Origin of the sequence: Chromobacterium violaceum ATCC 12472 (genome assembly GCF_000007705.1) — a bacterium.
Lineage (GTDB): Bacteria > Pseudomonadota > Gammaproteobacteria > Burkholderiales > Chromobacteriaceae > Chromobacterium > Chromobacterium violaceum.
In genome coordinates this window covers 2,488,905-2,511,747 of sequence record NC_005085.1, presented here as the reverse complement: position 1 = coordinate 2,511,747, position 22,843 = coordinate 2,488,905, and the positions used below count along the sequence as shown (strand labels likewise).

17 protein-coding genes, 1 tRNA gene and 1 pseudogene are annotated in these 22,843 nt (G+C 63.9%); 10 read left to right on the top strand and 9 right to left on the bottom strand.

Annotated elements, in window-relative coordinates:
* Positions 1–35 precede the first annotated feature (35 nt).
* The 5 genes from CV_RS11350 (at position 36) to CV_RS22900 (ending at position 2,588) form a co-directional block, all read left to right on the top strand.
* Positions 36–123: transfer RNA gene (locus CV_RS11350), tRNA-Ser, on the top strand.
* 130 nt (positions 124–253) lie between these two features.
* The gene (locus CV_RS23530) at positions 254–733 is read left to right on the top strand and encodes a hypothetical protein (RefSeq protein WP_140411200.1); all 480 of its coding nucleotides are present in this window, start codon (positions 254–256) and stop codon (positions 731–733) included.
* Positions 733–1,149, top strand: coding sequence for a hypothetical protein (locus CV_RS11340; RefSeq protein ID WP_011135866.1), 417 nt, complete (start codon positions 733–735; stop codon positions 1,147–1,149). The genes CV_RS23530 and CV_RS11340 overlap by 1 nt, the downstream gene beginning before the upstream one ends.
* 451 nt (positions 1,150–1,600) lie before the next feature.
* Positions 1,601–1,774, top strand: coding sequence for a transposase (locus CV_RS22180; protein WP_140411201.1), 174 nt, complete (start codon positions 1,601–1,603; stop codon positions 1,772–1,774).
* Between the two features lie 223 nt (positions 1,775–1,997).
* Complete coding sequence (locus CV_RS22900; protein WP_080508992.1) at positions 1,998–2,588, top strand: GNAT family N-acetyltransferase; 591 nt, start codon at positions 1,998–2,000, stop codon at positions 2,586–2,588.
* 179 nt (positions 2,589–2,767) lie between these two features.
* Here CV_RS22900 and CV_RS11325 read toward each other — a convergent pair.
* The 6 genes and pseudogenes from CV_RS11325 to CV_RS11300 form a co-directional block, all read right to left on the bottom strand.
* A pseudogene (locus CV_RS11325) lies at positions 2,768–3,837 on the bottom strand (IS256 family transposase); the annotation flags it as partial.
* Positions 3,838–4,393: 556 nt separating this feature from the next.
* Positions 4,394–5,212 (bottom strand): helix-turn-helix transcriptional regulator, encoded by an 819-nt coding sequence (locus CV_RS11320; protein WP_011135860.1) that lies wholly within the window; start codon positions 5,210–5,212, stop codon positions 4,394–4,396.
* Positions 5,213–5,255: 43 nt separating this feature from the next.
* Complete coding sequence (gene manA / locus CV_RS11315) at positions 5,256–6,446, bottom strand: mannose-6-phosphate isomerase, class I (RefSeq protein ID WP_011135859.1); 1,191 nt, start codon at positions 6,444–6,446, stop codon at positions 5,256–5,258.
* Positions 6,443–8,935, bottom strand: a complete 2,493-nt coding sequence (gene ptsP, locus CV_RS11310) for a phosphoenolpyruvate--protein phosphotransferase (RefSeq protein WP_011135858.1) — start codon at positions 8,933–8,935, stop codon at positions 6,443–6,445. The genes manA and ptsP overlap by 4 nt, the downstream gene beginning before the upstream one ends.
* Positions 8,936–8,978: 43 nt before the next feature.
* Positions 8,979–9,272 (bottom strand): PTS fructose transporter subunit IIB, encoded by a 294-nt coding sequence (locus CV_RS11305; protein WP_011135857.1) that lies wholly within the window; start codon positions 9,270–9,272, stop codon positions 8,979–8,981.
* Between the two features lie 32 nt (positions 9,273–9,304).
* Complete coding sequence (locus CV_RS11300) at positions 9,305–10,345, bottom strand: PTS fructose transporter subunit IIC (protein ID WP_011135856.1); 1,041 nt, start codon at positions 10,343–10,345, stop codon at positions 9,305–9,307.
* Positions 10,346–10,557: 212 nt separating this feature from the next.
* Between CV_RS11300 and CV_RS22175 the strand changes: the two genes are divergently transcribed.
* Positions 10,558–12,690, top strand: coding sequence for a putative bifunctional diguanylate cyclase/phosphodiesterase (locus CV_RS22175; protein WP_052278812.1), 2,133 nt, complete (start codon positions 10,558–10,560; stop codon positions 12,688–12,690).
* Positions 12,691–12,995: 305 nt separating this feature from the next.
* On the opposite strand, the gene cysN is transcribed toward CV_RS22175, so the two are convergent.
* Together cysN and cysD are read right to left on the bottom strand one after the other, a co-directional pair.
* Positions 12,996–14,429 carry a sulfate adenylyltransferase subunit CysN gene (cysN, locus tag CV_RS11290; protein ID WP_011135854.1) on the bottom strand — a complete coding sequence of 478 codons (1,434 nt, stop codon included), beginning with the start codon at positions 14,427–14,429 and terminating at the stop codon, positions 12,996–12,998.
* Positions 14,429–15,355, bottom strand: a complete 927-nt coding sequence (gene cysD, locus CV_RS11285) for a sulfate adenylyltransferase subunit CysD (RefSeq protein WP_011135853.1) — start codon at positions 15,353–15,355, stop codon at positions 14,429–14,431. Before cysD ends, cysN begins: the two co-directional genes overlap by 1 nt.
* 339 nt (positions 15,356–15,694) lie before the next feature.
* Here cysD and fliD point away from each other — a divergent pair, with 339 nt between their 5' ends.
* The 4 genes from fliD (at position 15,695) to CV_RS11265 (ending at position 21,558) form a co-directional block, all read left to right on the top strand.
* Positions 15,695–17,071: a flagellar filament capping protein FliD gene (gene fliD, locus CV_RS11280; RefSeq protein ID WP_011135852.1), complete on the top strand. Its 1,377-nt coding sequence runs from the start codon at positions 15,695–15,697 to the stop codon at positions 17,069–17,071.
* A gap of 218 nt (positions 17,072–17,289) precedes the next feature.
* Positions 17,290–18,273 carry an LD-carboxypeptidase gene (locus CV_RS11275; protein ID WP_227590033.1) on the top strand — a complete coding sequence of 328 codons (984 nt, stop codon included), beginning with the start codon at positions 17,290–17,292 and terminating at the stop codon, positions 18,271–18,273.
* A gap of 89 nt (positions 18,274–18,362) precedes the next feature.
* Positions 18,363–20,807, top strand: coding sequence for a S9 family peptidase (locus CV_RS11270; RefSeq protein ID WP_011135850.1), 2,445 nt, complete (start codon positions 18,363–18,365; stop codon positions 20,805–20,807).
* A 343-nt stretch (positions 20,808–21,150) separates the two neighbouring features.
* Positions 21,151–21,558 (top strand): hypothetical protein, encoded by a 408-nt coding sequence (locus CV_RS11265; protein WP_011135849.1) that lies wholly within the window; start codon positions 21,151–21,153, stop codon positions 21,556–21,558.
* A gap of 68 nt (positions 21,559–21,626) precedes the next feature.
* Here CV_RS11265 and serC read toward each other — a convergent pair whose 3' ends face one another.
* Positions 21,627–22,715, bottom strand: a complete 1,089-nt coding sequence (gene serC / locus CV_RS11260; RefSeq protein WP_011135848.1) for a 3-phosphoserine/phosphohydroxythreonine transaminase — start codon at positions 22,713–22,715, stop codon at positions 21,627–21,629.
* Between the last annotated feature and the right edge of the window lie 128 nt (positions 22,716–22,843).

Genomic DNA, 22,843 nt, shown 5'->3' with positions numbered 1-22,843 from the left:
GATTCCCGTTAGAATCGCTGGCTCTTATCGAATATGGAAGAGTGGCCGAGCGGTTTAAGGCACTGGTCTTGAAAACCAGCGATGGGCAACTATCCGTGGGTTCGAATCCCACCTCTTCCGCCAAAGTCAAAAGCCCAGATGCACCATCTGGGCTTTTCAATCTCCTCTTGTTGGCTTCTCTCCCTGGCGCTTCTTTCAGAGCACTATCTCTCCTCATTTTCTGCGATCTCCGCCATTCACCGTCAAAATAAAGATGAAAGGACGCGCCTCGTGGCTAATGGTCGTAAAGACTGGATTTCGGCATCGGCTCTCGCGCAGCCGGCTCAAGTCGCCGATGCAACAAGCTTCTGTGCATGCAGAAGAGGATGCGGAAGACGCGCTTCCGCCATTTCCGTCCTTTTCACTTCAAGGCGTCGTGCCATCGCGCTGTCCCGCATTCACCGCTATGAGCGCCTGCGCCCGGGTGCGGCCCAGCCCGCTGATCATGAGGCGGACAGCGCCGGGTCGCGCGGCCTATAACGGCGGCTCCCCTGCCAAGTGGCGGCAGAACGCCGTCTGTGTGACGCCCGACGGCCATATCCCCTCCGCCACCGTCCAGGCCGCCAACGCCATTCACCTCGCACGCACCGTGCTGCGCTTCCTGGCCTATATGACCACGTTGCATAACTGGCCGACGTTCGGCCGCGGCTGGGCGGTCCGCATCTCGGACAATATGCTCAGGGGAGCGATGTGATGGATCCGATTTCTATCGCGATGGGGCTGGCCACGTTCGCTCCCGACATCATCAAATGGATTAGCGGCGACAGCAAAGCGAGCGACGCCGCCCAGAAAGTCGTAGACATCGCCCAGCAACTGACGGGTACGCGCACCGGCGGGGATGCGCTCAATGCGGTTCGCAACAACCCGACGCTGGCTTTTCAACTGCAGCAGGAAATCGATAGAAACAAGATGCAGCTGGCACAGATCAGCCAGGCGACAGCACTTGCCGAAATCCAGGTGGACACGACAGGCACCGTCGCGGTCAACGCGACCATGCAAGCGGAAGCCAGAGCGGAGCATTGGCCGACATACTCCTGGCGGCCCTTCATCGGCAGCCGAAGCCCAATTCTTGGGGCAGGTTCTCGCACCAGTTCGTCGGCCTCTCTCTAGACGCCACTCCAGATGAAACCACCTTGCTGAACTTGCGCCACCTGCAGGAAAGACATCGACTGACCCATACACTGTTTGCCGCCATTCACCAGCATTTATCCGACAAGGGACTGATATTGACGCAAAACATCATTTGCCAACCTGATCCACGTGCCCAGTCCCAGCAAGAACGCCCAGAGTGAACACGATCCGGACATGCATCAAACCAAGAAGGGCAATCAGTGGTACTTCGGCATGAAAGCCCATATGGGGTCGATGCCCATCCCGCCTGGTGCATCACGTGGCTGGCACCGCCGCCAATGTGGCAGATGTCACGATGGCCAATCAGTTGCTGCACGGCGAGGAAGTCGATGTCTTTAGCGATGCAGACTTGACAGACGTGCACAAACGTGTGAAATAGAAATCGCAAGTGGTACGCTGGGGGATCGCCATTAGGCCCGGCCAGCGCAAAATGCTGACCGATTCTGCGGATAACCAGCAGATTAGTCGGGTCGAAACGGTCAAAGCCAAGATTCGGGCCAAAGTCGAGCATCCTTTCCGGGTCATCAAACGGCAGTTCGGACACCTTAAAACACGCTACCGTGGCTTGAAAAAGAACACTGCCCAGTCGATGACATTGTTCTGAACGGCCAACATCTGACTAGTACGAAAGACCTTGCTGGCGCGTGGTTGAAAGGGAGATGATCGAAGGAATCCGGTCATCCTCATGGCGAGCGGTATGAAATCTGTGGGTTTACTGCAGCCGAAGCTTCTACGAGAAATTGCGTTTCTGTTTGTCCGGCAGGTCGTTCAGACTTCCTTTATGTCCAATTTGATATACTGTGTACATTAAGATAAGCATAGTCGGTATGAGTATTCCAATTTACTTAAACAGTAATATAGGTACTACTGTGGAGATCGGTTCCATCCCACAGATATACATCAATGATTTGCATTTGAAATTATGCCATCCAAGTGACGCCAAGGAGGTTCTGGCGTTTGAAGCAGAAAACAGATCATTCTTTGCTAAAACTGTAGAAGATCGAGGAGATGATTTTTTCTCATTGAGCAAAGTGGAAAGTCACCTATGGCACAACGCCATGGGCGCCCAGAATGACTCTGCATATTATTTTTTGCTTCGGCGGGGCAATGAGCTGATTGGTAGAATTAATCTGACCGATATCGTGCGTCCTTATTACAATAAGGCGACTATTGGCTATAGGTTTGCGGCAACCACGCAAGGCAAAGGGCTCGCGACACAAGGAGTAGCCATGGCCCTGATCATGGCAGAGCGCATGCTCGGTCTACACCGAATCGAAACAACAGTTGAGCTCCGAAACGAGGCTTCGCTTCGTGTCCTGCAAAAAAATAACTTTGACATAATAGGTAAAATCAAAAGAGGTGTTTTTATGCATGGCGAATGGCGCGATCTGTACTACCTGAGCCGTTTGCTGGCATAGCAAGATACGAACAAGGGGTAAAGCCTCTGACAACTCAATGCGGCGACCAGCCCTCAGGCTGCGCAAGATACAAGGCACTGGAGTTGGTCCCCGAAACCACCTTCTACAACTGATTGCAACCGCTACTTCCTCCATCACCGCGCCCTCCCCGAGGTGGGCGGCCACGGTTGGAGAAGGTATCAGGAATTCTGTGTGCTGAGGTCGGTTAAACATAGGACATCAGTGAAGCGCTCGCCGAACAGAATGGCGAACTGGTTGGCCGCCTGTTTCCAGGTGATCGGCGGCATCCTCCAGTCTTTCTCGATATTGCGCAAGGCCAAGTACAGCAGTTTGCTGGCGGCTTCGTCACTTGGGAAATGCCCCCTGTTTTTGACGATCTTGCGCAGTTGCATGTGCATGCTCTCGATCGCGTTGGTGGTGTAAATGATTTTGCGCACCTCCGACGGGTAGGCGAAGAACGGAACGACCTGTTCCCATTGCCGGCGCCACATGGCCGGTACGGTCGGGAGTTTGCGGCCCCAGTCACCTTCGGCAAACTCGTCCAGCAGCGCTGCGGCAGCGTCGGCGGTGGCCGCCTGGTAAATCGGTTTGAGCACGGCGGCCAGCCCCTTCCGGTCCTTCCAACTGGCCAGATTGAGCGAATTGCGGATCAGGTGAACGATGGAGGTCTGGATTTGCGCCTGCGGGAAGACCGCCTTGATCTCCTCCGGAAAGCCGCGTAGGCCATCAACCACAGCGATCAGGATGTCGTCCAGGCCACAGTTCTTCAGTTCGTTGAAGACCTTGAGCCAGAACTTGGCCCCTTCGGTCTGTTCGACCCAGAGCCCGAGCACTTCCTTGCGGCCGTCAGCGCGGATGCCGAGCGCCAGGTAGACGGCCTTGTTCTCGACGTCCCTTCGTCCCGAATCTTGAGGCACAACGCGTCGAAATAGACGATGGCGTACATCGCTTCGAGTGGGCGTTGTTGCCACTGTTCGACTTCGGCCAGTACTTCATCGGTAATGGTGGAAATCAGGCCAGGCGAAACTTGCAGCCCGTACAGCTCCTGCAAATCTCCTTGGATCTCACGCACCGTCATTCCGCGCGCGTACATAGTGATGACGTAGTCGTCGAAGCCCGGCAGACGGCGCTGATATTTGGCGACCAGCTGCGGCTAGAAGGAGGCCTGCCAGTCGCGAGTAATATCCAGTTCCAGCTCGCTGCTCGGCGTGATGACGGTCTTGGAGCTGGAGCCGTTCCGATGGTTGCCTAGCCGTTCTAAAAAAAGAGACCCGGCACAAGGCCGGGCAAAATGCACTCTTGGAGAAGTTATGACGCGAATGACACGTCATGCGGCCAGCTTGCGCCTGTCGGCCGGCGGATGCGTGCCTCTTCAGGCATATTCGGAGCGTTCCGATGAAAAAAGCCCGACTCGAAGCCGGGCGAGTGGCAAACAGGGAATACACGCCATGACGTTGTCGACGCGTCACTCCCGCAGCATGCCTCAGCCGACAGGAGCGCAGCCATGGCCGGGCGCATTTGCGGACAACTCCTAGACGGCCCCGGGGAAGGACACGCGTCGGCGCCCAACCCTGAAACCCGACAGGCCGCATGGCTTGCCCGCCACGCTCCGGCTCAGGGAGCCTGCTTGCCAGCATGGCGGACTCAGAAACCAACCACGGGAAACCATGGCGACCAAACCGCGATCTTTGATTTCGACGGCGCGCTCGCCGATGCCTATCCGGTATTCGCGGATTCGTTGAACGCCTGGACCCACAGTCATGGCCTCAAGCCGGTTGACGCCCAGTCAGGCGAGCGATAAACGCTTACGCGAACTCCCTCCTGTACGCGCATGGCGTCATCGCGAAACGTTGCTTGAATACTCGATGGAAGTAGTTGACGTCGGCGTAGCCGCAACGGGCGGCGACGCGGCTGAGCGGCAGCTGTCCCTGCCTCAGCAAGGCCTTGGCCAGGTCAAGCCGGGCATGGGACAGGAATTCGCAGAAGCCCAGGCCCAAGTGCTGGCGGAACAGCCGAGACAGATGGGTAGCGGAAATGCTGAAACGCAGCGCCACATCCTCGCGCGTCAGCGGCGCGTACAGATGCTCGCTGATGTACAGGCAGATGGCGCGGAACAGGTTGCCGCCCTGCTGCCACTGGCTGTCGCGCGCCTCGTCGTACAGCGACTGCAGCAAGGCCAGCAACGCCTGGCCTTGCAGGCGCAGCACTTCCGGATCGGCGCCATCGCGGCACAGGCCGGCCAGCACATCCAGCATGCCGTTCAGGCTGCCGCGCTGGGCCAGCACCATGCTTTCCTTGTGAGTGCTGATCACGCCCTGCGGGCCGGAGCGCACCAGGCTGAAACCTATCCGCGCGTAGTCAAACAAGATATGCAGCACTTCGCCGTTGGCGCACCAGTTCGGCAGCGTCCAATGCTCGGCCGGAATGAACAGCGCCTCCTGCGCCGACAGGCTGGCGTTCTCGCAGCCCTCATGGCTGTAATGGTAGCGATTGGACAACACCAGCTCCAACCGCGGGAAATGCACCTGATAGGCGCCAGCAGGCATGTGCTTGCCGGCTGGCGCGTGGCACAGCCGCTGGAGCGCGGACGGCCAGCTCAGGCGGAAGGACGGGAGCGGCGTCATGTCTTTCTATCCGTCTCAATCTGGACTATCCGCCACCTTAGCATCAGCCGGCCATCGGGCAAAAGGCGCGGTAGGCCAGCGCCAGCCGGCCGGCTTGCGCCTCGCACGCCAGGCCGGGCTGCAGCAAGGCGCTTTGTCCCTGTTCCAGCGCTAGCTCGCCGCCGGGGTGGCGCAGCCTCAGGCTGCCATCCACCACCAGCAGCACCTCCGGCCCGGCGCTGCGCCAGGACTCGCTTTCGCCTTCTCCCAGCAGCAGCTGGTCCAGCGCGAAATAATCGCCGCCGCAGCGCGGATACGGTCTTAGCCCGCAGCCGTCCGGCGCGGCCATGGTTTCGGGGCGGACTGGTTCGCCGTCCATCACCCCCAGCAAGGCCTCCACGTCCACCGGCTTGTCGGTGAGGCCGGCGCGCAGCACATTGTCGGAGTTGGCCATCAGCTCGATATTGCGGCCATGCAGATAGGCATGCGGCAGCCGCGCCGGCTGGAAGATGGCCTCTCCCGGCCGCAGTCCCACCAGGTTGAGCAGATAGCAGCCGAATATCCCCCTGTCCTCGGCCCGGCTGCCGGCCAGCCGCCGCGTCCAATGGTCGGGATCGTCCGGACCGGCATCGTCTCCGGTCTCCAGCCTTCTCCATAGCGGACGCAGCAACGCCGCGATCTCCGCCTGCGGCAGCCGCAACAGGCGGCGATACAGCGCCGCGCCGCCTTCACGCGCCAGCCCTTCCCGCAACGGCGTCCACGCCGGCTGCCGCGCCAGCAGCGCGTCGATCTGCGCGTCCGGCCTCATGCCGTGCAATAGCCAGAACGGCGACAGCGCCACCATCATTTCCGGCTTGGGATACGGGTCCCTATAGTTGCGCCGGGCATCGTCGATGGCCAGGCCGACGGCGTTTTCGCGCGCGAAGCCCGCCCGCGCCTGCGCTTCGTCAGGATGCGCCTGGATGGACAGCGGCGCGTCCACGTCCAGCACCTTCAGCAGGAAGGGCAGGCGTCGTCCGTGGCGGCGGATCAGCGCCTCGCCCAAAAAAGCCGGCGCCTGATGGGCGATCGCGTAATGCAGCGGCTGCGGCCCCAGCGGCGTCTCGATCACCGACGGCGCGTCCTCGTGCGCGCCTAGCCACCACTCGGCGAAACGTTGCTGCTCGGCATTGTCCAGGCCCAGCATGCCGGGAATGAAGCGGCGGCCGCCCCAGGCGTAGTGCTGGGCCAGGCCATGCAAGGGAAAGGCGCTCATGCCGCGCCCTCCAGCCTGTCCCGCAGCAGCGCCAGCAAGCGCTCGGGATCGCGCTCGGCGCGCAACGCCTGGCGGAAGTCCTCGTGCATCACCAGCCTGGCCAGTCTGGAAAAGAATTTCAGGTGCGCGGCGCCGGCGTCCGCGGCGTTGAAGGCCAGCAGCAGCACCATGTCCACCGGCTGCCCGTCGCTGGCGCCCCAATCCACCGGCCGCTCCAGCCTGGCCAGGCACAGCGTCGGATGCAGCACGTGCCCGGATTTGGCGTGCGGGATGGCGAAGCCGTGTCCCAGGCCGGTGGAATAGGCCTGCTCGCGCAGCCACAAGTCCTCCTCCATGCCATAACGGTCGTCGCAGCGTTCCAGCAGCCACAGCCGGTCCACCATGCCCTTGATGACCGCCGCCTTGCTGCGCCAGTCCGCCTCCGGCATCAGGCAGTCGACGGTCAGCATGGGCAGCGCGGGACGGGTGGCGGCGCTGTCCACCAGCGCCCTCACTTCGGCCCCGTCCGCGCACGCCAATGCCTGGGCCAGCAACTCGCGGCAACGCCCTGCGTCCAGTCCGCGCAAGCGCCGGCGGCAGGGCTGCAGCGAAGGCGCGCTCATGCTCAACTCATCCAGCCCCATGCCCAGAAACAGCGGCAGCGCGTGCGGCGCGGCGGCGGCTTCGCCGCACAGACCTATCCAGCGGCCGTGGCGATGGATGGTGGCCACGGCTTGATTCAGCGCCGCCAGGAAGGCCGGATGCAGGCTGTCGTACAGCTGCCCCACCCGCTCGTTGTCGCGGTCGGCGGCGAACAAATACTGCGTCAGATCGTTGCTGCCCACGCTGAAGAAATCGACTTCCCGGCAGAAAGCGTCCAGCTGGAACAGCACCGACGGCACCTCCAGCATGATGCCCATCGGCACGGCCTCGGCCAGCCCCAGCGCGGCGCGCTCCTCCTCCAGCACCCGCCTCGCCCAGCGCGCTTCGTTCAAGGTGGCGATCATCGGGATCATCGCCTTGACCGGACCCAGCGCGCTGGCGCGCAGAATGGCCCTGAGCTGGGTGCGGAACGCCGCCTCCTGGTCCGGGTACATTCGGATGGCCCGGTAGCCGAGGAAGGGATTGCTCTCCTGCGCCGCGGGAAAGCACGGCGCCGGCTTGTCGCCGCCGATGTCGAAGGTGCGGATGATCACCGGCCGGCCGGCCGCCAGCCGCACCACCTCGGCATAGCACTGGAATTGCGCCTCCTCGCCCGGCGGCTCGTCCGCCTCCATGAACAGCATCTCGGTGCGGAACAGGCCTACGCCGTCCGCGCCCTGCGCGAAACCCAGCTGCGCCTCGGCGGCGGAGGCGATATTCACCGCCAGCTCCAGCCGCTGGCCGTCGGCGCTGACCGAGCCTCCGGCGCAGGCCTGGGCCAGTTTCTGGCGCTGCTGCGCCAGCAGCGCTTCTTCTGCCCGGTAGTAGTCCAGCACCCGCTCGTCCGGGTTCTGGAACAGCGCGCCCAAGCCGGCGTCCAGCACCGCGGTCCGGCCGACGCCGCCCGCGATGGCGGCGCTTTGCACCCCGATCAGCACCGGCAGCGAGAATGCGCGGGCCAGAATGATGGTGTGCGAAGTCAGACCGCCGCGCGCCAGCAGCAGGCCCTTGACCCTGCTCCTATCCAGAGCCAGCAGCTCGCTGGGCGCCAGATCCTCGGCCCACAGCAGCGTCGCGGGCGGGAAATCGCCCCCGGCTGGCTCCATTCCCGGCGCCAGGATGTCGAGCAGACGCCGTCCGACGTCGCGAATGTCCACCTCCCGCTCGCGCAGGTATGCGCTGGCCGACCTGGCCAGCTGCGCCCGGTAATGGGCGACCGCCGCCGCCACCGCGCGGGCGGCGCCCGCCCCGTCGCCCACGGCGGCGTCCAGCCGGTCGCGAAAATCCGGATCGCGCAGGATGGCCAGATGCGCGCGCGACACGGCCGCCGCCTCGCCGTCCTCACGCTCCGCCTGCATCCGCAATTGCTCGGCCAACGTTCGGCGCGCGCCCTCCAATGCGGCGATTTCCGCATCGCGGCCGGTAGACAGAGGCAGTTCGGCCGGCTCCGGCAGGCGAAAACCGCGGTATACGCATAGCTCGCCTATCGCCACGCCCTGTCCGGCAGGCTGGCCGAAGCACGGCGACGGGACCAGTTCGGCCAAGCCGCGCGGCAGCGCCCGGCTGGCGGCCGGCGCGGCGGCCAGCGGCTCGTCGCACAGCGGCAGGGTCTGTTTCAGGAAACGGCCCAGTTCGGCGGCTACCCGCGCCGCTTCCTCGCCGTCTATCTCGATATCGACGACATCGTTGAACAGGATGTCCCCGCCTATCAGGCTGAGCACGCTCTTGGCGTCGGCCAGCTGGCCGTTGCGCTGGTTGCGCCAGCGGATGGCCGCGCCGAAACCGGCGCAGAACTCGGCGATCCGGCTGGCGGGGCGGGCATGGATGCCATTGGGCAGCGGGCAAACCAGGGTAAGGCTGTGTGACATACGACTGCTTCCTTATGCGCCGGGCGCCGCGGCCCGGCCGGGTTCACAGGAGCGCGAAAACCGCATTGGCGTCTTTCAGCACATTCTGGATCGGCACCCGCACCACGCGCTTGTCCTCAAAGCGTTCCTCGCCCTCGATGGCGATGTCCACCGCCAGCAGCACCACGTCGGCCGCCTGGATGTCGCGGCTGGACAGCTCGTTCTCTATGCCTATCGCGCCCTGGGTTTCCACCTTGACGTCGTGTCCCAGCCGGCGGCCTGTGCTTTCCAGCTTTTCCGCGGCCATATAGGTGTGGGCGATGCCGGTCGGGCAGGCGGTGATGGCGACTACTTTCATGATCGGTTTCCTTGTGACGGTGATTCGGCGGCTCAGGCGGCCGGAGCGGATTCGGCCGGAGCGGCGCTCCTGGCCCGGAGCAGGTTGATGACGACGGCGACCAGCAGCACGCCGGCCAGGATGGCCAGGCCGAACATCAGCCGGTTGTCTATCACCGGCAGCACGATGGGGCCGCCGTGCGGCGCGTGGTCGCCCACGCCGCCCAGCATCGCGATCATGCCGCCCAGCGCCGAGCCGGCGACGATGGTGGGGATCACCCGCAGCGGATCGGCGGCGGCGAAGGGAATGGCGCCCTCGGTGATGCCTATCATCCCCATCCCCAGCGCCGCGGAGCCGGCTTCGCGCTCCTGCTCGCTCCACAGCGACTTGCGCAGCTTGGTGGCCAGGCCCAGGCCCAGCGGCGGAATGCAGACCGCGGCGGCCACCGCGCCCATCACCTGGTACTGCCCTTCCGCGATCATGCTGGCGCCGAAGAAAAACGCCACCTTGTTGACGGGGCCGCCCATGTCGAAGGCCACCATCGCGCCCAGCAAGGCGCCCAACGCCATCGCGTTGGCCCCGCCCATGGATTTGAGCCAGCCGCTCATCGCCACCATCAGGTCGGCGATCGGCGCGCCCAGCACCTCGAACATCAGCGCGCCTATCGCCAGCGAAGACAGGATGGGGATGATCAGGATGGGCATCAGCGGCTTCAGCGCCTTCGCCACCGGCAGTTTCTTCAGCAGCTCCACCACCCAGCCGGCCAGCAGGCCGGCGATCAGCGCGCCGAGAAAGCCGGCGTTGACGGTATGGGCGATCTGGCCGCCCACCATGCCGGCCACCAGCGCCGGCTTGCCCGAGCGGGCATAGGCGATGTATCCGGCCAACACCGGCAGCAGCAGGGCGAAGGCGCTGCCGCCTATGTCCAGGATCAGCTTGAGCAGCGGGGAATGGCTGAAGTCCGGCCCCTTGCCGGTCATCGGCGCCAGCGAGATGGCCAGCGCGATCAGGATGCCGCCGCTGGCGATGAAGGGGATCACGTGCGACACCCCGGTGAGCAGGTACTGCTTCCATTGTTCCAGACGGGCCTGCATCTTGTTCTCCTCCGCTTTATGAATGGGGAAAGGCTACCGCAGGCGCGTCCGGCCGATATAGTAGCGAGATCAGCCCTGACTGGATTTTTGTGACATCGGCGCTTGCGACGGCCGCTCCCGAAAATTCCTTTCATGCGTCGGCAAACCGGCCTCGGAATCGGGCCGATGGGTTCTAAACTGAATCAATCCCACCGCCCCAAGAGAACCGCGCCATGCGCAGCCTGTTTTCATCCGGTCGGCCATTCCGGCTGGTGCCCTATTTTTTCCTGCTGTCGCTGCTGTTGATGGCGGGCGCCACCGCGCTGATGGCTGGCAACTTGCGGCACTACTCCGGCGAACAGCTGCTGAAGCTGGAGAAAAGCCGCGCGGCGTCGCTGGTGCAGATTTTCGAGAACTCGCTGTGGACCGACTTTCGCCCGCTGCTGCCTTTGGCCCGCGACCCGGCGAAGCTGAAGCAGGTGGCCGGCCAGCCCCGGCTGCGCGAGGCGGTGATACGGCTGATGCGCGGCACCGACGTGATTCGGGTCAAGATGTACGCGCTCAATGGCATCACGCTGTTCTCCACCGACGCCAGCCAGATCGGAGAAGACGAAAGCGACGACGACGGCTTCCGGTCGGCCGCCGCCGGCACGCCGGCAAGCGAGCTGGCCCACAATCACAGCATCGACGCCTTCGAGCGCACGCTGACCGACCGCGACATCATTTCCACCTACGTGCCGGTGCACGACCCCGCCGGGAAGATAGAAGGCGTGCTGGAAATCTACCTGGACGCCACGCCTTTCGTCGCCGACAGCGACCAGCAGCTGAGCTGGGTGACCCTGGCCATCTGCGCGCTGATGGCGGTGCTGTTCGTCGCCCAGATGCTGGTGGTGCGGCTGGCCGGCCGCATCATAGACCGCCAGGCGGCGGCCTTGTCCGAGACCAACCGCGAACTGGACAGCCGGGTGGCGGCCCGCACCTGGGAACTGGCCAACGCCAACGCTCGGCTGGAAGACGAAATCCAGGAACGCCGCCGCGCAGAGGAAAGGCTGGACCACCTGGCACACCACGATCCCTTGACCGGCCTGCCCAACCGGCTGCTGTTCCAGAAACGGCTGAGCCGCGCGCTGAGCGTTCCCGACCTGCCTCCGTACAAGCTGGCCATGCTGTTCATCGACCTGGACCGATTCAAGGATGTGAACGACACGCTGGGACACTACATCGGCGACCAGTTGCTGAACGCGGTGGCAGCCCGGCTGGCGGACAGCATCCGCGCCGAGGACATGCTGGCCCGGCTGGGCGGGGACGAATTCATCTGCGTGCTGGAAAGCATCGAAAACCGGGACATGGCCGCCGATGTGGCCGGCAAGCTGCTGGCGCTGTTCCGGCAGCCGTTCTGCATCAACGGCAACGATCTCTACCTGTCGGCCAGCATAGGCATCAGCTTCGCCGGCAACGACGGCGCGGATGTGGACACCCTGCTTCGCCACGCGGACATCGCGATGTACAGCGCCAAGAACGCGGGCCGCAACCGCTGCCAGCATTACAGTCCTCAGATGTCCGAGGACGCCGAGCAGCGGGTGGTGCTGGAACGACAACTGCGCCAGGCGCTGGACAACGACGAAATCACCGTCCACTACCAACCGCAAGTCGACGCGGTCACCGGCAAGCTGGTCGGCGCCGAGGCGCTGGCGCGCTGGCGGCATCCCATACTTGGCATGGTGCCGCCGGCGCGATTCATTCCGGTCGCGGAAGAATGCGGCCTGATCGTGGCGCTAGGCGAGCAGATTCTGGAGAAGTCGCTGCGCCAGCTGGCAAGCTGGCATGAGGCAGGATTCCCGCTGCCATCGGTTTCGGTGAATCTCTCCGCCCGCCAGCTGGAGCGGCAAGACTTCCCGCAGCATGTCGCCCGACTGCTGAAGCGCTACCGGCTGGAGCCGCGGCACCTGGAGCTGGAAATCACCGAAAGCGTGATCATGGCGACGGAAGACGCGGTCAACATCCTGGCTGAATTGCGCGCACAGGGCATCCGGCTGTCGATCGACGACTTCGGCACCGGATATTCATCGCTCTCCTACCTGCGGCAGCTGCCGGTGCAGGTGCTGAAAGTAGACCGCAGCTTCATACTCGGCATCGGCAAGGGCGGCGAGGCCATCGTGCACGCCATCATGGCGCTGTCTTCCAGCCTGGGCCTGGAAACCGTGGCTGAGGGCGTGGAGGAGGCATCGCAGCTGGAATTCCTGCGTTCGGCCGGATGCCACATCATCCAGGGATTTCTTTACGCCGCTCCCCTGCCAGCGGAAAGTTTCGCCGATGGCTGGCGAGACCGGCTGCATGCGCCCTCCAGCCCCTTGCAGGAAGGCTAGCCAGCGCGTCTCGCTCAGCCCCGTCGGCATGAGAAACCATGCACGGGCAGCATGAAGCGCAGATCAACCGGGGACGCCGCCCAAACCTTTCGGACATAGACATCTTGAAATTGAGCTGTTTTGCGCTCAAGCGGCGCCTCGCCCTGCAGCGACGACGGCAACGGCGATTGCGGTGCTGGACCGGGACGGAAGGACGCCACCGGCTACAATCTGCGCAGCGTCATCGGCCAGGACCGATTCTGAGCGGGCGTCCAAGCACCGGAAAAGAAACAGCCCCGGAATCGGGGCTGTTGCGGGGAGAGGAATCAGAGCTCGTCCCGCAAGCGCCGCGCCAGTTCAGCGCGCGTCATCTGCGGGAAGTAGCGCTGCAGCAGCTGGTCCAGCTCCTGCTCGAACAACGCCCATGGCGACAGCGCGGCCGGCGACGCCTCTTCGCTTTGCGCGACGATCATGCCTGCGGCTACCGTGCCGTTGCTCAGCCTGTCGATCAGGATCAGGCTGCCGCTGCCGCGGCAGTCGCGGTATGCGTCGAACGCGGCCGGGCTGTTCAGCGAAATCCGGCACAGGCCGATCTCGTTCAGCGCCAGCGCGTCGGCCGGACTGTCCTGCAGCGTGTTGACGTCGGTCCGATGCAGGATGGCTTCGATGCGTCCGGTCACATACTTGCCGGCCAGCTTGAAGCCGTATTCCTTGCCCGGCCGCAGCGGCGCCTCGCCCATCGCCACCAGGTGGGCGTCGAAGCTGCGCGACACGTGCGGCCGCGCCTCGTCGGCGCGCACCAGCATGTCGCCGCGGGAGATGTCGATTTCGTCCTCCAGCGTCAGCGTGACCGCCTGGCCGGCTCCGGCGCGGGACAGGCTGCCGTCGAAAGTGACGATCTCCTTGACCCGGCTCTCCTTGCCCGACGGCAGCGCCACGACAGCATCCCCCGGATGCACGGCACCGCTGGCGATGGTGCCGCAGAAGCCGCGGAAGTCCAGATTCGGCCGGTTCACGTATTGCACCGGCAGGCGGAAGGCGGACAAAGGCGCATCGTGGCTGATCTGCACCGTTTCCAGCAAGTGCATCAGCGTCGCGCCCTGGTACCACGGCGCCGCCTCGGTGCGGCTGACCACGTTGTCGCCGCGCAGCGCGGAGATCGGCACGAAATGGATGTCAGGGATGTCCAGATGCTCGGCGAAGGTCAGGTATTCGTCGCGGATGCGGTTGTAGACGTCCTCGCTGTAATCCACCAGGTCCATCTTGTTGACCGCGACGATCACGTGGCGGATGCCCAGCAGGCTGACGATGTAGCTATGGCGGCGGGTTTGCGTCTGCACGCCGCGCCGCGCGTCGATCAGGATGATGGCCAGATTGCTGGTGGACGCGCCGGTGGCCATGTTGCGGGTGTACTGCTCGTGGCCTGGGCAATCGGCGATGATGAACTTGCGCTTGTCGGTGCTGAAGTAGCGGTAGGCGACGTCTATGGTAATGCCCTGCTCGCGCTCGGCCTGCAGGCCGTCCACCAGCAGCGCCAAGTCGATGTCCTGGTCGGTGGTGTTGTATTTTTTCGAGTCGCGCTCGATCGCCGCCAGCTGGTCCTCGAAAATCAGCTTGGAGTCGTGCAGCAGCCGGCCGATCAGCGTGGACTTGCCGTCGTCCACGCTGCCGCAGGTGATGAAGCGCAGCATGTCCTTGTTCTCATGCTGGCTCAGGTATTCCAGGATATCCCCGGCGATCAGTTCGGATTGGTGCGACATCAGAAATACCCTTCCATTTTCTTCTTTTCCATCGAGCCGGCGCTGTCATGGTCGATCAGCCGGCCCTGCCGCTCGGAAGTCCTCGTCAGCAGCATTTCCTGGATGATCTCCGGCAGCGTGGCGGCCTCCGACTCCACCGCGCCGGTCAGCGGGTAACAGCCCAGCGTGCGGAAACGCACCTTGCGGGTCTGGATGCTCGCCTTCTCCTCCGGGGTCAGGTATTCGAGGATGCGCTCGTCGTCGATCATGATCAGCATGCCGTCGCGCTCCACCACCGGGCGTTCGGCGGCGAAATACAAGGGCACGATCTCGATGTTCTCCAGGTAGATGTATTGCCAGATGTCCAGCTCGGTCCAGTTGGACAGCGGGAACACGCGAATGCTCTCGCCCTTGTCGATCCTGCCGTTGTAGATGTTCCACAGCTCCGGCCGCTGGTTTTTCGGATCCCAGCGGTGGTTCTTGTCGCGGAAGGAGTAGACGCGCTCCTTGGCGCGGCTTTTCTCCTCGTCGCGCCGCGCGCCGCCGAAAGCCGCGTCGAACTTGTGCCGGTTCAGCGCCTGCTTCAGGCCCTCGGTCTTCATCACGTCGGTATGCTTGGCGCTGCCGGCGGTGAACGGATTGATGCCGGCCTCCACGCCGTCCTGATTGACGTGGACGATCAGATCCCAGCCGTTTTCCTTCGCCTGCTTGTCGCGCAGCGCGATCATGTCGCGGAATTTCCAGGTGGTATCGACGTGCATCAGCGGGAACGGCGGCTTGCCCGGGTAGAAAGCCTTCTTCGCCAGGTGCAGCATCACCGCGGAATCCTTGCCGATGGAGTACAGCATCACCGGGTTCTCGAATTCCGCCGCCACCTCGCGGATGATGTGGATGGACTCCGCCTCCAATTGCTGGAGATGGGTCAGCCTTGCTTGATCGATATCCATGCTTGCAGCCTGTTCTATGATTGCAGCCAATCTACCGGAAATGTTCGCGCGTATTCAAAACCGATTGGATATATCCATATAAACTTAGCAAATCTTAAAAACTTCAAAGCGGGAATATGGATTCCGGGCAGGCTCGCCTCCGCGAGACGGTGTAAGATCAAGGCAGGCAGGCGATTAAAGTTTCCTGCAATGATGTCGATATGAACGTGAAGTGGCCGGCAGCCATGCCACGCACAAACATTGCGGCGACAGACCGCATCCGTGATGACAAACAGACAATAGCCCTAATAGCAACACGCCCGCTTGATGGCAGATCAGGCGGCACCGGGAGACGACGTCATGTCATCCATCAGCGCCAGCGCAGGTCCGTTGGACGTGCAATCCATTGTCAGCCAGCTGATCCAGGCCGACTCCCAGCCCTTGGCTCAAAGCAGGCAACGCGCTTCGACCTACCAGTCGGAGCTGAGCGTGATTGGCCAGGTCAGCTCGGCGCTGTCCGCGCTGCAAAGCGCCGCCTCCACCTTGCAGTCCGGCTCCTTTCTGCAGCAGTTCAGCGCCACCTCTTCCGACAGCACGGTGGCCAGCGTCTCCACCTCCTCAGGCGGCGCGGCCGGCACCTATGTGCTGAACGTCTCGCAGCTGGCCAAGTCGCGCCAGCTGGTATTCGACCAGAATCCCAACGGCAGCGCGATCACCGATCAGAACGCCGCCATCTCCGGCGCGCCCAGCTCGCTGAGCTTCAGCGTCGGCGGCGCCAGCTCCACCGTCCAGCTGGGCAGCAACGCGTCGCTGTCGTCGATCGCCAACAGCATCAACGGCGCCGGCATAGGGGTCAACGCCTCCATCGTGCAGTACAACAACACCTATTCGCTGGTGTTGAGCTCGGCCCAGGCCGGGCCCGGCAACGCCTTCAGCATCACCGCAGGCGGCACCGACAGCAACAACACCTCGGGCAATACCCTGGCCGGCCTACAGCAAAGCGCCACCGCGGCCAGCGAATCGGCCAACGCCCAGAGCGCGCTGATGACGGTGAACGGCGTCAACGTCTCGTCAGACAGCAACAGCGTGACCAGCGTCGTCAACGGCGCCACCATCAATCTGGAAAAGACCGGCCAGGTCACCATCAATATGGCGCAGAGCACCACCAACATCACCAATACGCTGCAAACCTTCATCAATGCCTACAACCAGGTGATCACCACCACCGCATCGGCGACGCAAAGCCATACCACGGTGGGCAGCACCCCGACCAATACCGACATCAGCGGCGATCTCACCTCGCTGCAGGAGCATATGGCCTCCATCCTCGGCACCCCGGTCAAGGGCGTGGACGCCACCAGCTCCTATGCCTACCTGGCCCAGGTAGGGATCACGCAGAAGGCGGACGGCACGCTGACGCTGGATTCCAGCGCCTTCAACGCGGCCCTGACCGCCAACCCTTCCGCGGTGGCTAATCTGTTCGGCAATAGCCAGAACACCGGCGTCGCCAATGTGTTCAACACCACCATCAATTCGCTGCTGGGGCCTAACGGGCTGATCACCTCGAACCAGACCAATCTGAACAGCAAGGTCACGGCCGAGCAGCAACTGCAGGAACGGCTGCAGAACCAGCTGAACAACGAGCAGACCAGCCTGCTGACCGAATACTCCAACCTCAACAGCGAGCTGGCGCAAATGCAGCAAGCCTCCAGCAGCATGGCCAATCTGATTGCCTGATCCTTGCCAGGCATCTTGCAGGCGGCATCCGCGCTGGAGGCCGCCTTTTCTTTTGGCGTATACTCCCGCTGACCGCGCCGCGCCCGCCGGCCCGCGGAACTCGAACTCCGCCAACCCGTCCGATTTCCATGACTCCCGACATCAATCTTCCCCGCCGCCAGTTGCTGCAGCTGCTCGCTCTCGGCACCGGCGCCGGCATATTGCAAGGATGCAGCTCCATGTCCTCCCCCGCCCAGCCTTCCCAGGCCAGCCTGCGCCTCTACCTGATCGCATGCTCCGGCATCGTGCCGGAAAAGCAGCGCCAGCTGGCGTTGCCGCGCCTGGCGCGCGCCGGCTTCTCGCTGGAGAACGCCGCCGCGCTGAACCGCGCCTACCAGCGCTTCGCCGGCACCGACGCCGAACGGTTGTCCGATCTGCACGCGCTGCTGGACCAGCCGCAGTGGCCGCAGCTGATCATGGCGGGCCGCGGCGGCTACGGCGCGATGCGCCTGCTGCCCAAGCTGGATCTGGCGCGACTGGGTGCGCGCCTCAAGGAGTCCCGCTCGCTGCTGATAGGCTATAGCGACTTCTGCGCGATCCAACTGGCCTTGCTGGCCAAGACCGGCGCCGGCAGCTTCGCCGGTCCGATGCTCGGCGATTTCGGCAGCGCCGCGCCGAACGCCTATGCCGTCAGCGAATTCATCGCCGGCATCTCCACGCCGCGGCGCGGCCTGCGCATCGCCGGCCGCCAGCCGCAGGCCAGCGGCGAAGGCATTTTCTGGGGCGGCAACCTCAGCGTGCTCTCCAGCCTGGCCGGCACGCCCTATTTGCCGGACATCAAGGGCGGTCTGCTGTTCCTGGAGGACGTGGGCGAGCAGCCGTACCGCATCGAACGCATGTTGCAGCAGCTGCATCTGGCCGGCGTGCTGGCCAAGCAAAAGGCCATCTTCCTGGGCGACTTCTCGATGCAGCGGCATGTGGACGTCTACGATCCGCATTACAACTTCGACGCCGTGGTGGCCGAGCTTCGCCGCATCAGCGGCGTGCCGGTGTTCACCGGCCTGCCCTTTGGCCACATCGCCGCCAAGACCACGATGCCGCTGGGCTTCCCGGCCCGCTTCCAGGCGGAGGGAGACGGCGTGACGCTGCAATTCCTCGACTACCCGACGGTAGACGCCTCCGCCATCCAGATCCCGGCGCTGATGGCCGAGCATCCGGTCTGAAAATCATGCCAGATGCTTGACCGGACAGTCCGGCTGGTGCAGTTTGACTGTCCTCGCGCAACCCATCGCGCCCATGATCAGGAGAAAGCATGACCCGCAGCCAGAATGTCCTGGCCGGCCTGTTGCTGGCCGGCCTGCTCGCGCCTCACGCGGTATCCGCCGAAGGCTATCAGACCCCGCCCCCAGAGCTGGCCGCGCTGGTCGACGCGCCGCGCACGCCGCTTCAATCGCTGAACCCGCAAGGCGATGCCGTGCTGCAGACGCACCGCCCCGGTCTGCCCGCCATCGCCGACGTCGCCCAGCCCGAACTGAAGCTGGCGGGGTTGAGACTGAATCCCAGAATGCGTGCGGCCAGCCGTTTCGATTTCGGCAGCGCGTTGACGCTGCTGGATGTGAAAAGCGGCAAAAGCCGTCCGGTAACGGGCTTGCCGGCCAGGCCGCGCATCGCCGACAACGCCTGGTCGCCGGACGGCAAACAGGTGGCGCTCAGCCTGTGGGGGGATCGCGGCGTGGAGCTGTGGCTGCTGGATGCGGCTAGCGCCCGCGTGCGGCGATTGGGAGATTTCCACCTGAACGCATCCAGCGGGCGCGGCTTCGCCTGGATGGGCGCTCAACTGCTGGTCAAGCTGCTGCCGGCCGGGCAAGGCCCGGCGCCGGAGAAGCCCTCCACGCCGACCGGCCCCAACATCCAGCAAAGCGCCGGCGGCGCGCTGTCGCAGACCCGGACCTATCCCGACCTGCTGAAAACGCCATACGATGCCGACCTGCTGGACTACGAACTGAACAGCCAGCTGGCCCTGGTGGACCTGAGCGGCCGGACGAAGCTGATCGGCAAGCCCGACCGCTACCTGTCGGTGCAGGCCTCGCCCGACCGTCGATACCTGTTGGCGACCAAGCTGCAGCGCCCCTATTCCACGCTGGTGCCGCTCAACCGCTTCCCGCGGCGCATCGAAGTGTTGAACCTGCAGGGCGACAGCGTGCATCTGGTGGCCCAGCGTCCGCTGCTGGAACGGATGCCGTCCGGCAACGACGCGGTGGAAACCGGCCCGCGCGAAGTCCAGTGGCGGACCGACGCGCCGGCCACGCTGTTCTGGGCGGAAGCGCAAGACGGCGGCGATCCATCCACGCCTGCCAAGGCGCGCGACGCGCTCTACCTGCTGCCCGCGCCCTTCCAGCAGCCGCCGCTCAAGCTGCAGGAGCTGGCCAGCCGCTTCGCCGGCATCCAATGGGGCCGCGGGGATCTGGCGCTGGTCAGCGAATACTGGTGGAAAACGCGCGATCTGAAAGTCTGGCGCGTGCGGCCGGCCGAACCGGACCATGCGCCGACGCTGCTGAACCGGCGCAGTTCGGAAGATCGCTACGCCGATCCGGGCAGCCCGGCGATGGTGAGCAACGCCGACGGGCTGCCGGTGCTGCAGACCAGCCCCGACGGCGGCAGCCTGTACTTGCTGGGAGAAGGCGCCAGTCCCGAAGGAGACCGGCCCTTCATCGACCAGCTGAACCTGGCCGACAACAAGGCCACCCGGCTGTGGCGCTCGCAAGCGCCATGGTACGAAGCGCCGATGGCGGTGCTGGACGGCGGCAAAACCGCGCTGCTCAGCCGGGAGCAGGCCGACGCGCCGCCCAATCTGTACCTGAAAACGCTAGGCCAGGGCGGCGGCCTGAAGCAGCTGACCTTCTTCCCCCATCCGACGCCCCAGCTCAAGAACGTGCAGAAGCGCCAGCTGCGCTACAAGCGCGCGGATGGCATAGACCTGACCGCCACGCTGTACCTGCCGCCAGGCTACGACGCCAAGCGCGATGGCCCGCTGCCGATGCTGATGTGGGCGTATCCGGCCGAATTCAAGAGCGCCGACGCCGCCAGCCAGGTCACCGACTCGCCTTACCGTTTCAACCGCGTCGGCTACTGGGGACCGGAGGCGCTGCTGGCGCGCGGCTATGTGGTGCTGGACGACCCGTCCATGCCCATCGTCGGCGCAGGCAAACAGGAGCCCAACGACACCTATCTGCCTCAGCTCAAGATGGATGCGCAGGCCGCGGTGGACGAAGTGGTCCGCCTGGGCGTGGCCGACCGCGACCGCATCGCCATCGGCGGCCACTCCTACGGCGCCTTCATGACCGCCAACCTGCTGGCCCACACCCGGCTGTTCCGCGCCGGCATCGCGCGCTCCGGCGCCTACAACCGCACGCTGACGCCTTTCGGCTTCCAGTCCGAAGAGCGCGACTTCTGGCAGGCGAAGGACGTTTATCAGGCCATGTCGCCGTTCAACTACGCCGAGCAGATCAAGGACGCGTTGCTGCTGATCCACGGCGAGGCCGACAACAACCCCGGCACCTTCCCCATCCAGAGCGAGCGGATGTACCAGGCGCTGCAGGGACTGGGCGGGACGGTGCGCCTGGCGATGCTGCCGGCGGAAAGCCACGGCTACCGTGCCCGCGAATCGATACTGCACATGCTGTGGGAGGAAGACCGCTGGCTGGATCAGTTCGTGAAGCGCGCCAAGCCCCGCGCGCAGGGAACTGCCGCGCGGTAAACGACAGCGCGCAATCGCGGCGGGAATGGACGCCGAGCCGGCCAATTGCAACCGGCTCGGCGCCGTGAGGAAATGCCTGAAGCCCGGCCGGCCCGGGCTTCGCGATTTTCCGCAAGACAAAACCCAGCCCTTGCCGAAAACCGGCCGAATTGGCCGGCTGCCTTTTCCCGCCATTCCCTGGCCCCGCTGAAAAATCGGAAACGGACAAAATGCCATTCATGCTGCATTTTCTTTCGCCATGCGCACATATTTCAGCTTGAACTTTGATTCTGTGTGTACAAAATTGAGTATGGCGAGCAATGGATCTCATTAATAACGCTTGCCGGCAAAAGCGGGAAATTACATGCACAAAGACAGCGGCCACCGCCTTCATATCGAACAGCCCGGACGGCCCAGGCTATATCAATTCGATGATCTGCCCGGCTATGAAGTGGTAGGGGTCATTACCCTGGCGGGCAGAAGCGGCGCATTGGTGAGGAAATACAGCAATGGCGTCTACAGCATGGCCAATTCGGGCATATTGCGGCCATTGGATCAGCGACGGGTGAAAATGGCGTTGGGCATAGGCAGCAATGCCGGCGCTCCGCCTAAAATGCAGGGCGGCGCGCGCCATAATGTCTATCTCGACGCGGAAAGCATCGATATCGCGCTGGAATTGGGAGACGGCAATATCAGCAGAGGCATCCGGCTGGCGCTGAGAATCCGCGCCGACGCCGATTGCGTCGAGCTGCCCAAGCCGGCTGCCGCCTAGGCCGCGCCGCGGAGCGGATAAAAAAAGGAGCCCCGGCCAGACCGGCGCTCCCCCTGCGGCAATGATGATCAGCCGTATTGCCGCGCGAAGTCCTGCATGAAGTTCACCAGAGACTTCACCCCTTCGATCGGCATCGCGTTGTAGATGGAAGCGCGCATGCCGCCCACCGCGCGGTGGCCCTTCAGCTGCGCCAGGCCGTTCTTGCGCGCCTCCAGCAGGAAGATCTCGTCCAGCGCCTCATCCCTCAGCTTGAACACCACATTCATCTTGGAACGGAACGGCTGTTCGATGTGGGTGGAGTAGAAGCCGCCGCTGCTGTCGATCACGTGGTACAGCAGGCCGGCTTTTTCCTCGTTGCGGGTGGCGATGCCCTTGACGCCGCCCTGCTCCTTCAACCACTTGAACACCAGGCCGGCGATGTAGATCGGGTAAGTGCCCGGCGTGTTGTACATCGAGTCGGCGTCGGCGTGAACCTGGTAGTTCAGCATGGTGGGGATGTCGGCTCGCGCCTTGCCCAGCAGATCCTCGCGGATCAGCAGCACGGTCAGCCCCGACGGGCCGATGTTCTTCTGCGCGCCGGCATAGATCATGCCGAAGCGGCTGACGTCCACCTCGCGCGACAGGAAGTCGGACGACATGTCGCAGACCAGGGGCACGCCGTGCTGCTCGGCCGGGATGTAGGGGAACTGCAGGCCGCCGATGGTCTCGTTCGAGGTGTAGTGCAGATAGGCGGCATTCGGGTCGCGCTGCCAGGCGGCCTCTTCCGGGACGTAACAGAAGTTGCGGTCTTCGCTGCTGGCCACCACATTGACCTTGGCGTAGCGCTTAGCCTCCTTGATCGCCAGCTTGGACCAGTGGCCGGTATTGACGATGTCGATGCTGTCCTTGTCGCCCAGCAGATTCAGCGGGGCCATCGCGAACTGCAGCGACGCGCCGCCTTGCAGGAACAGCACCTTGTAGCCGGCGGGAATGCCCATCAGCTGGCGCAGGTCCTGCTCGGCGTCATGGATGATCTCCATGAACTCCTTGCCGCGATGGCTCATCTCCATCACGCTCATGCCGGAGCCGTGCCAATCCAGCAACTCGCTTTGCGCCTCGGCCAGCACCTGGTGCGGCAATACGGCGGGACCGGCGGAAAAGTTGTACACCTTGGCCATGTCTATCCTCTGTGTCTTTGCGTGTATCGGGTCAGCCTGCTCCGGGCTGCGTCGCTACGAGTGTATAAAAAAACCGGCGTCTCCCGCCAGGGATGCGCCGGTTTGCCTGCGTACAGTACGAACAAACT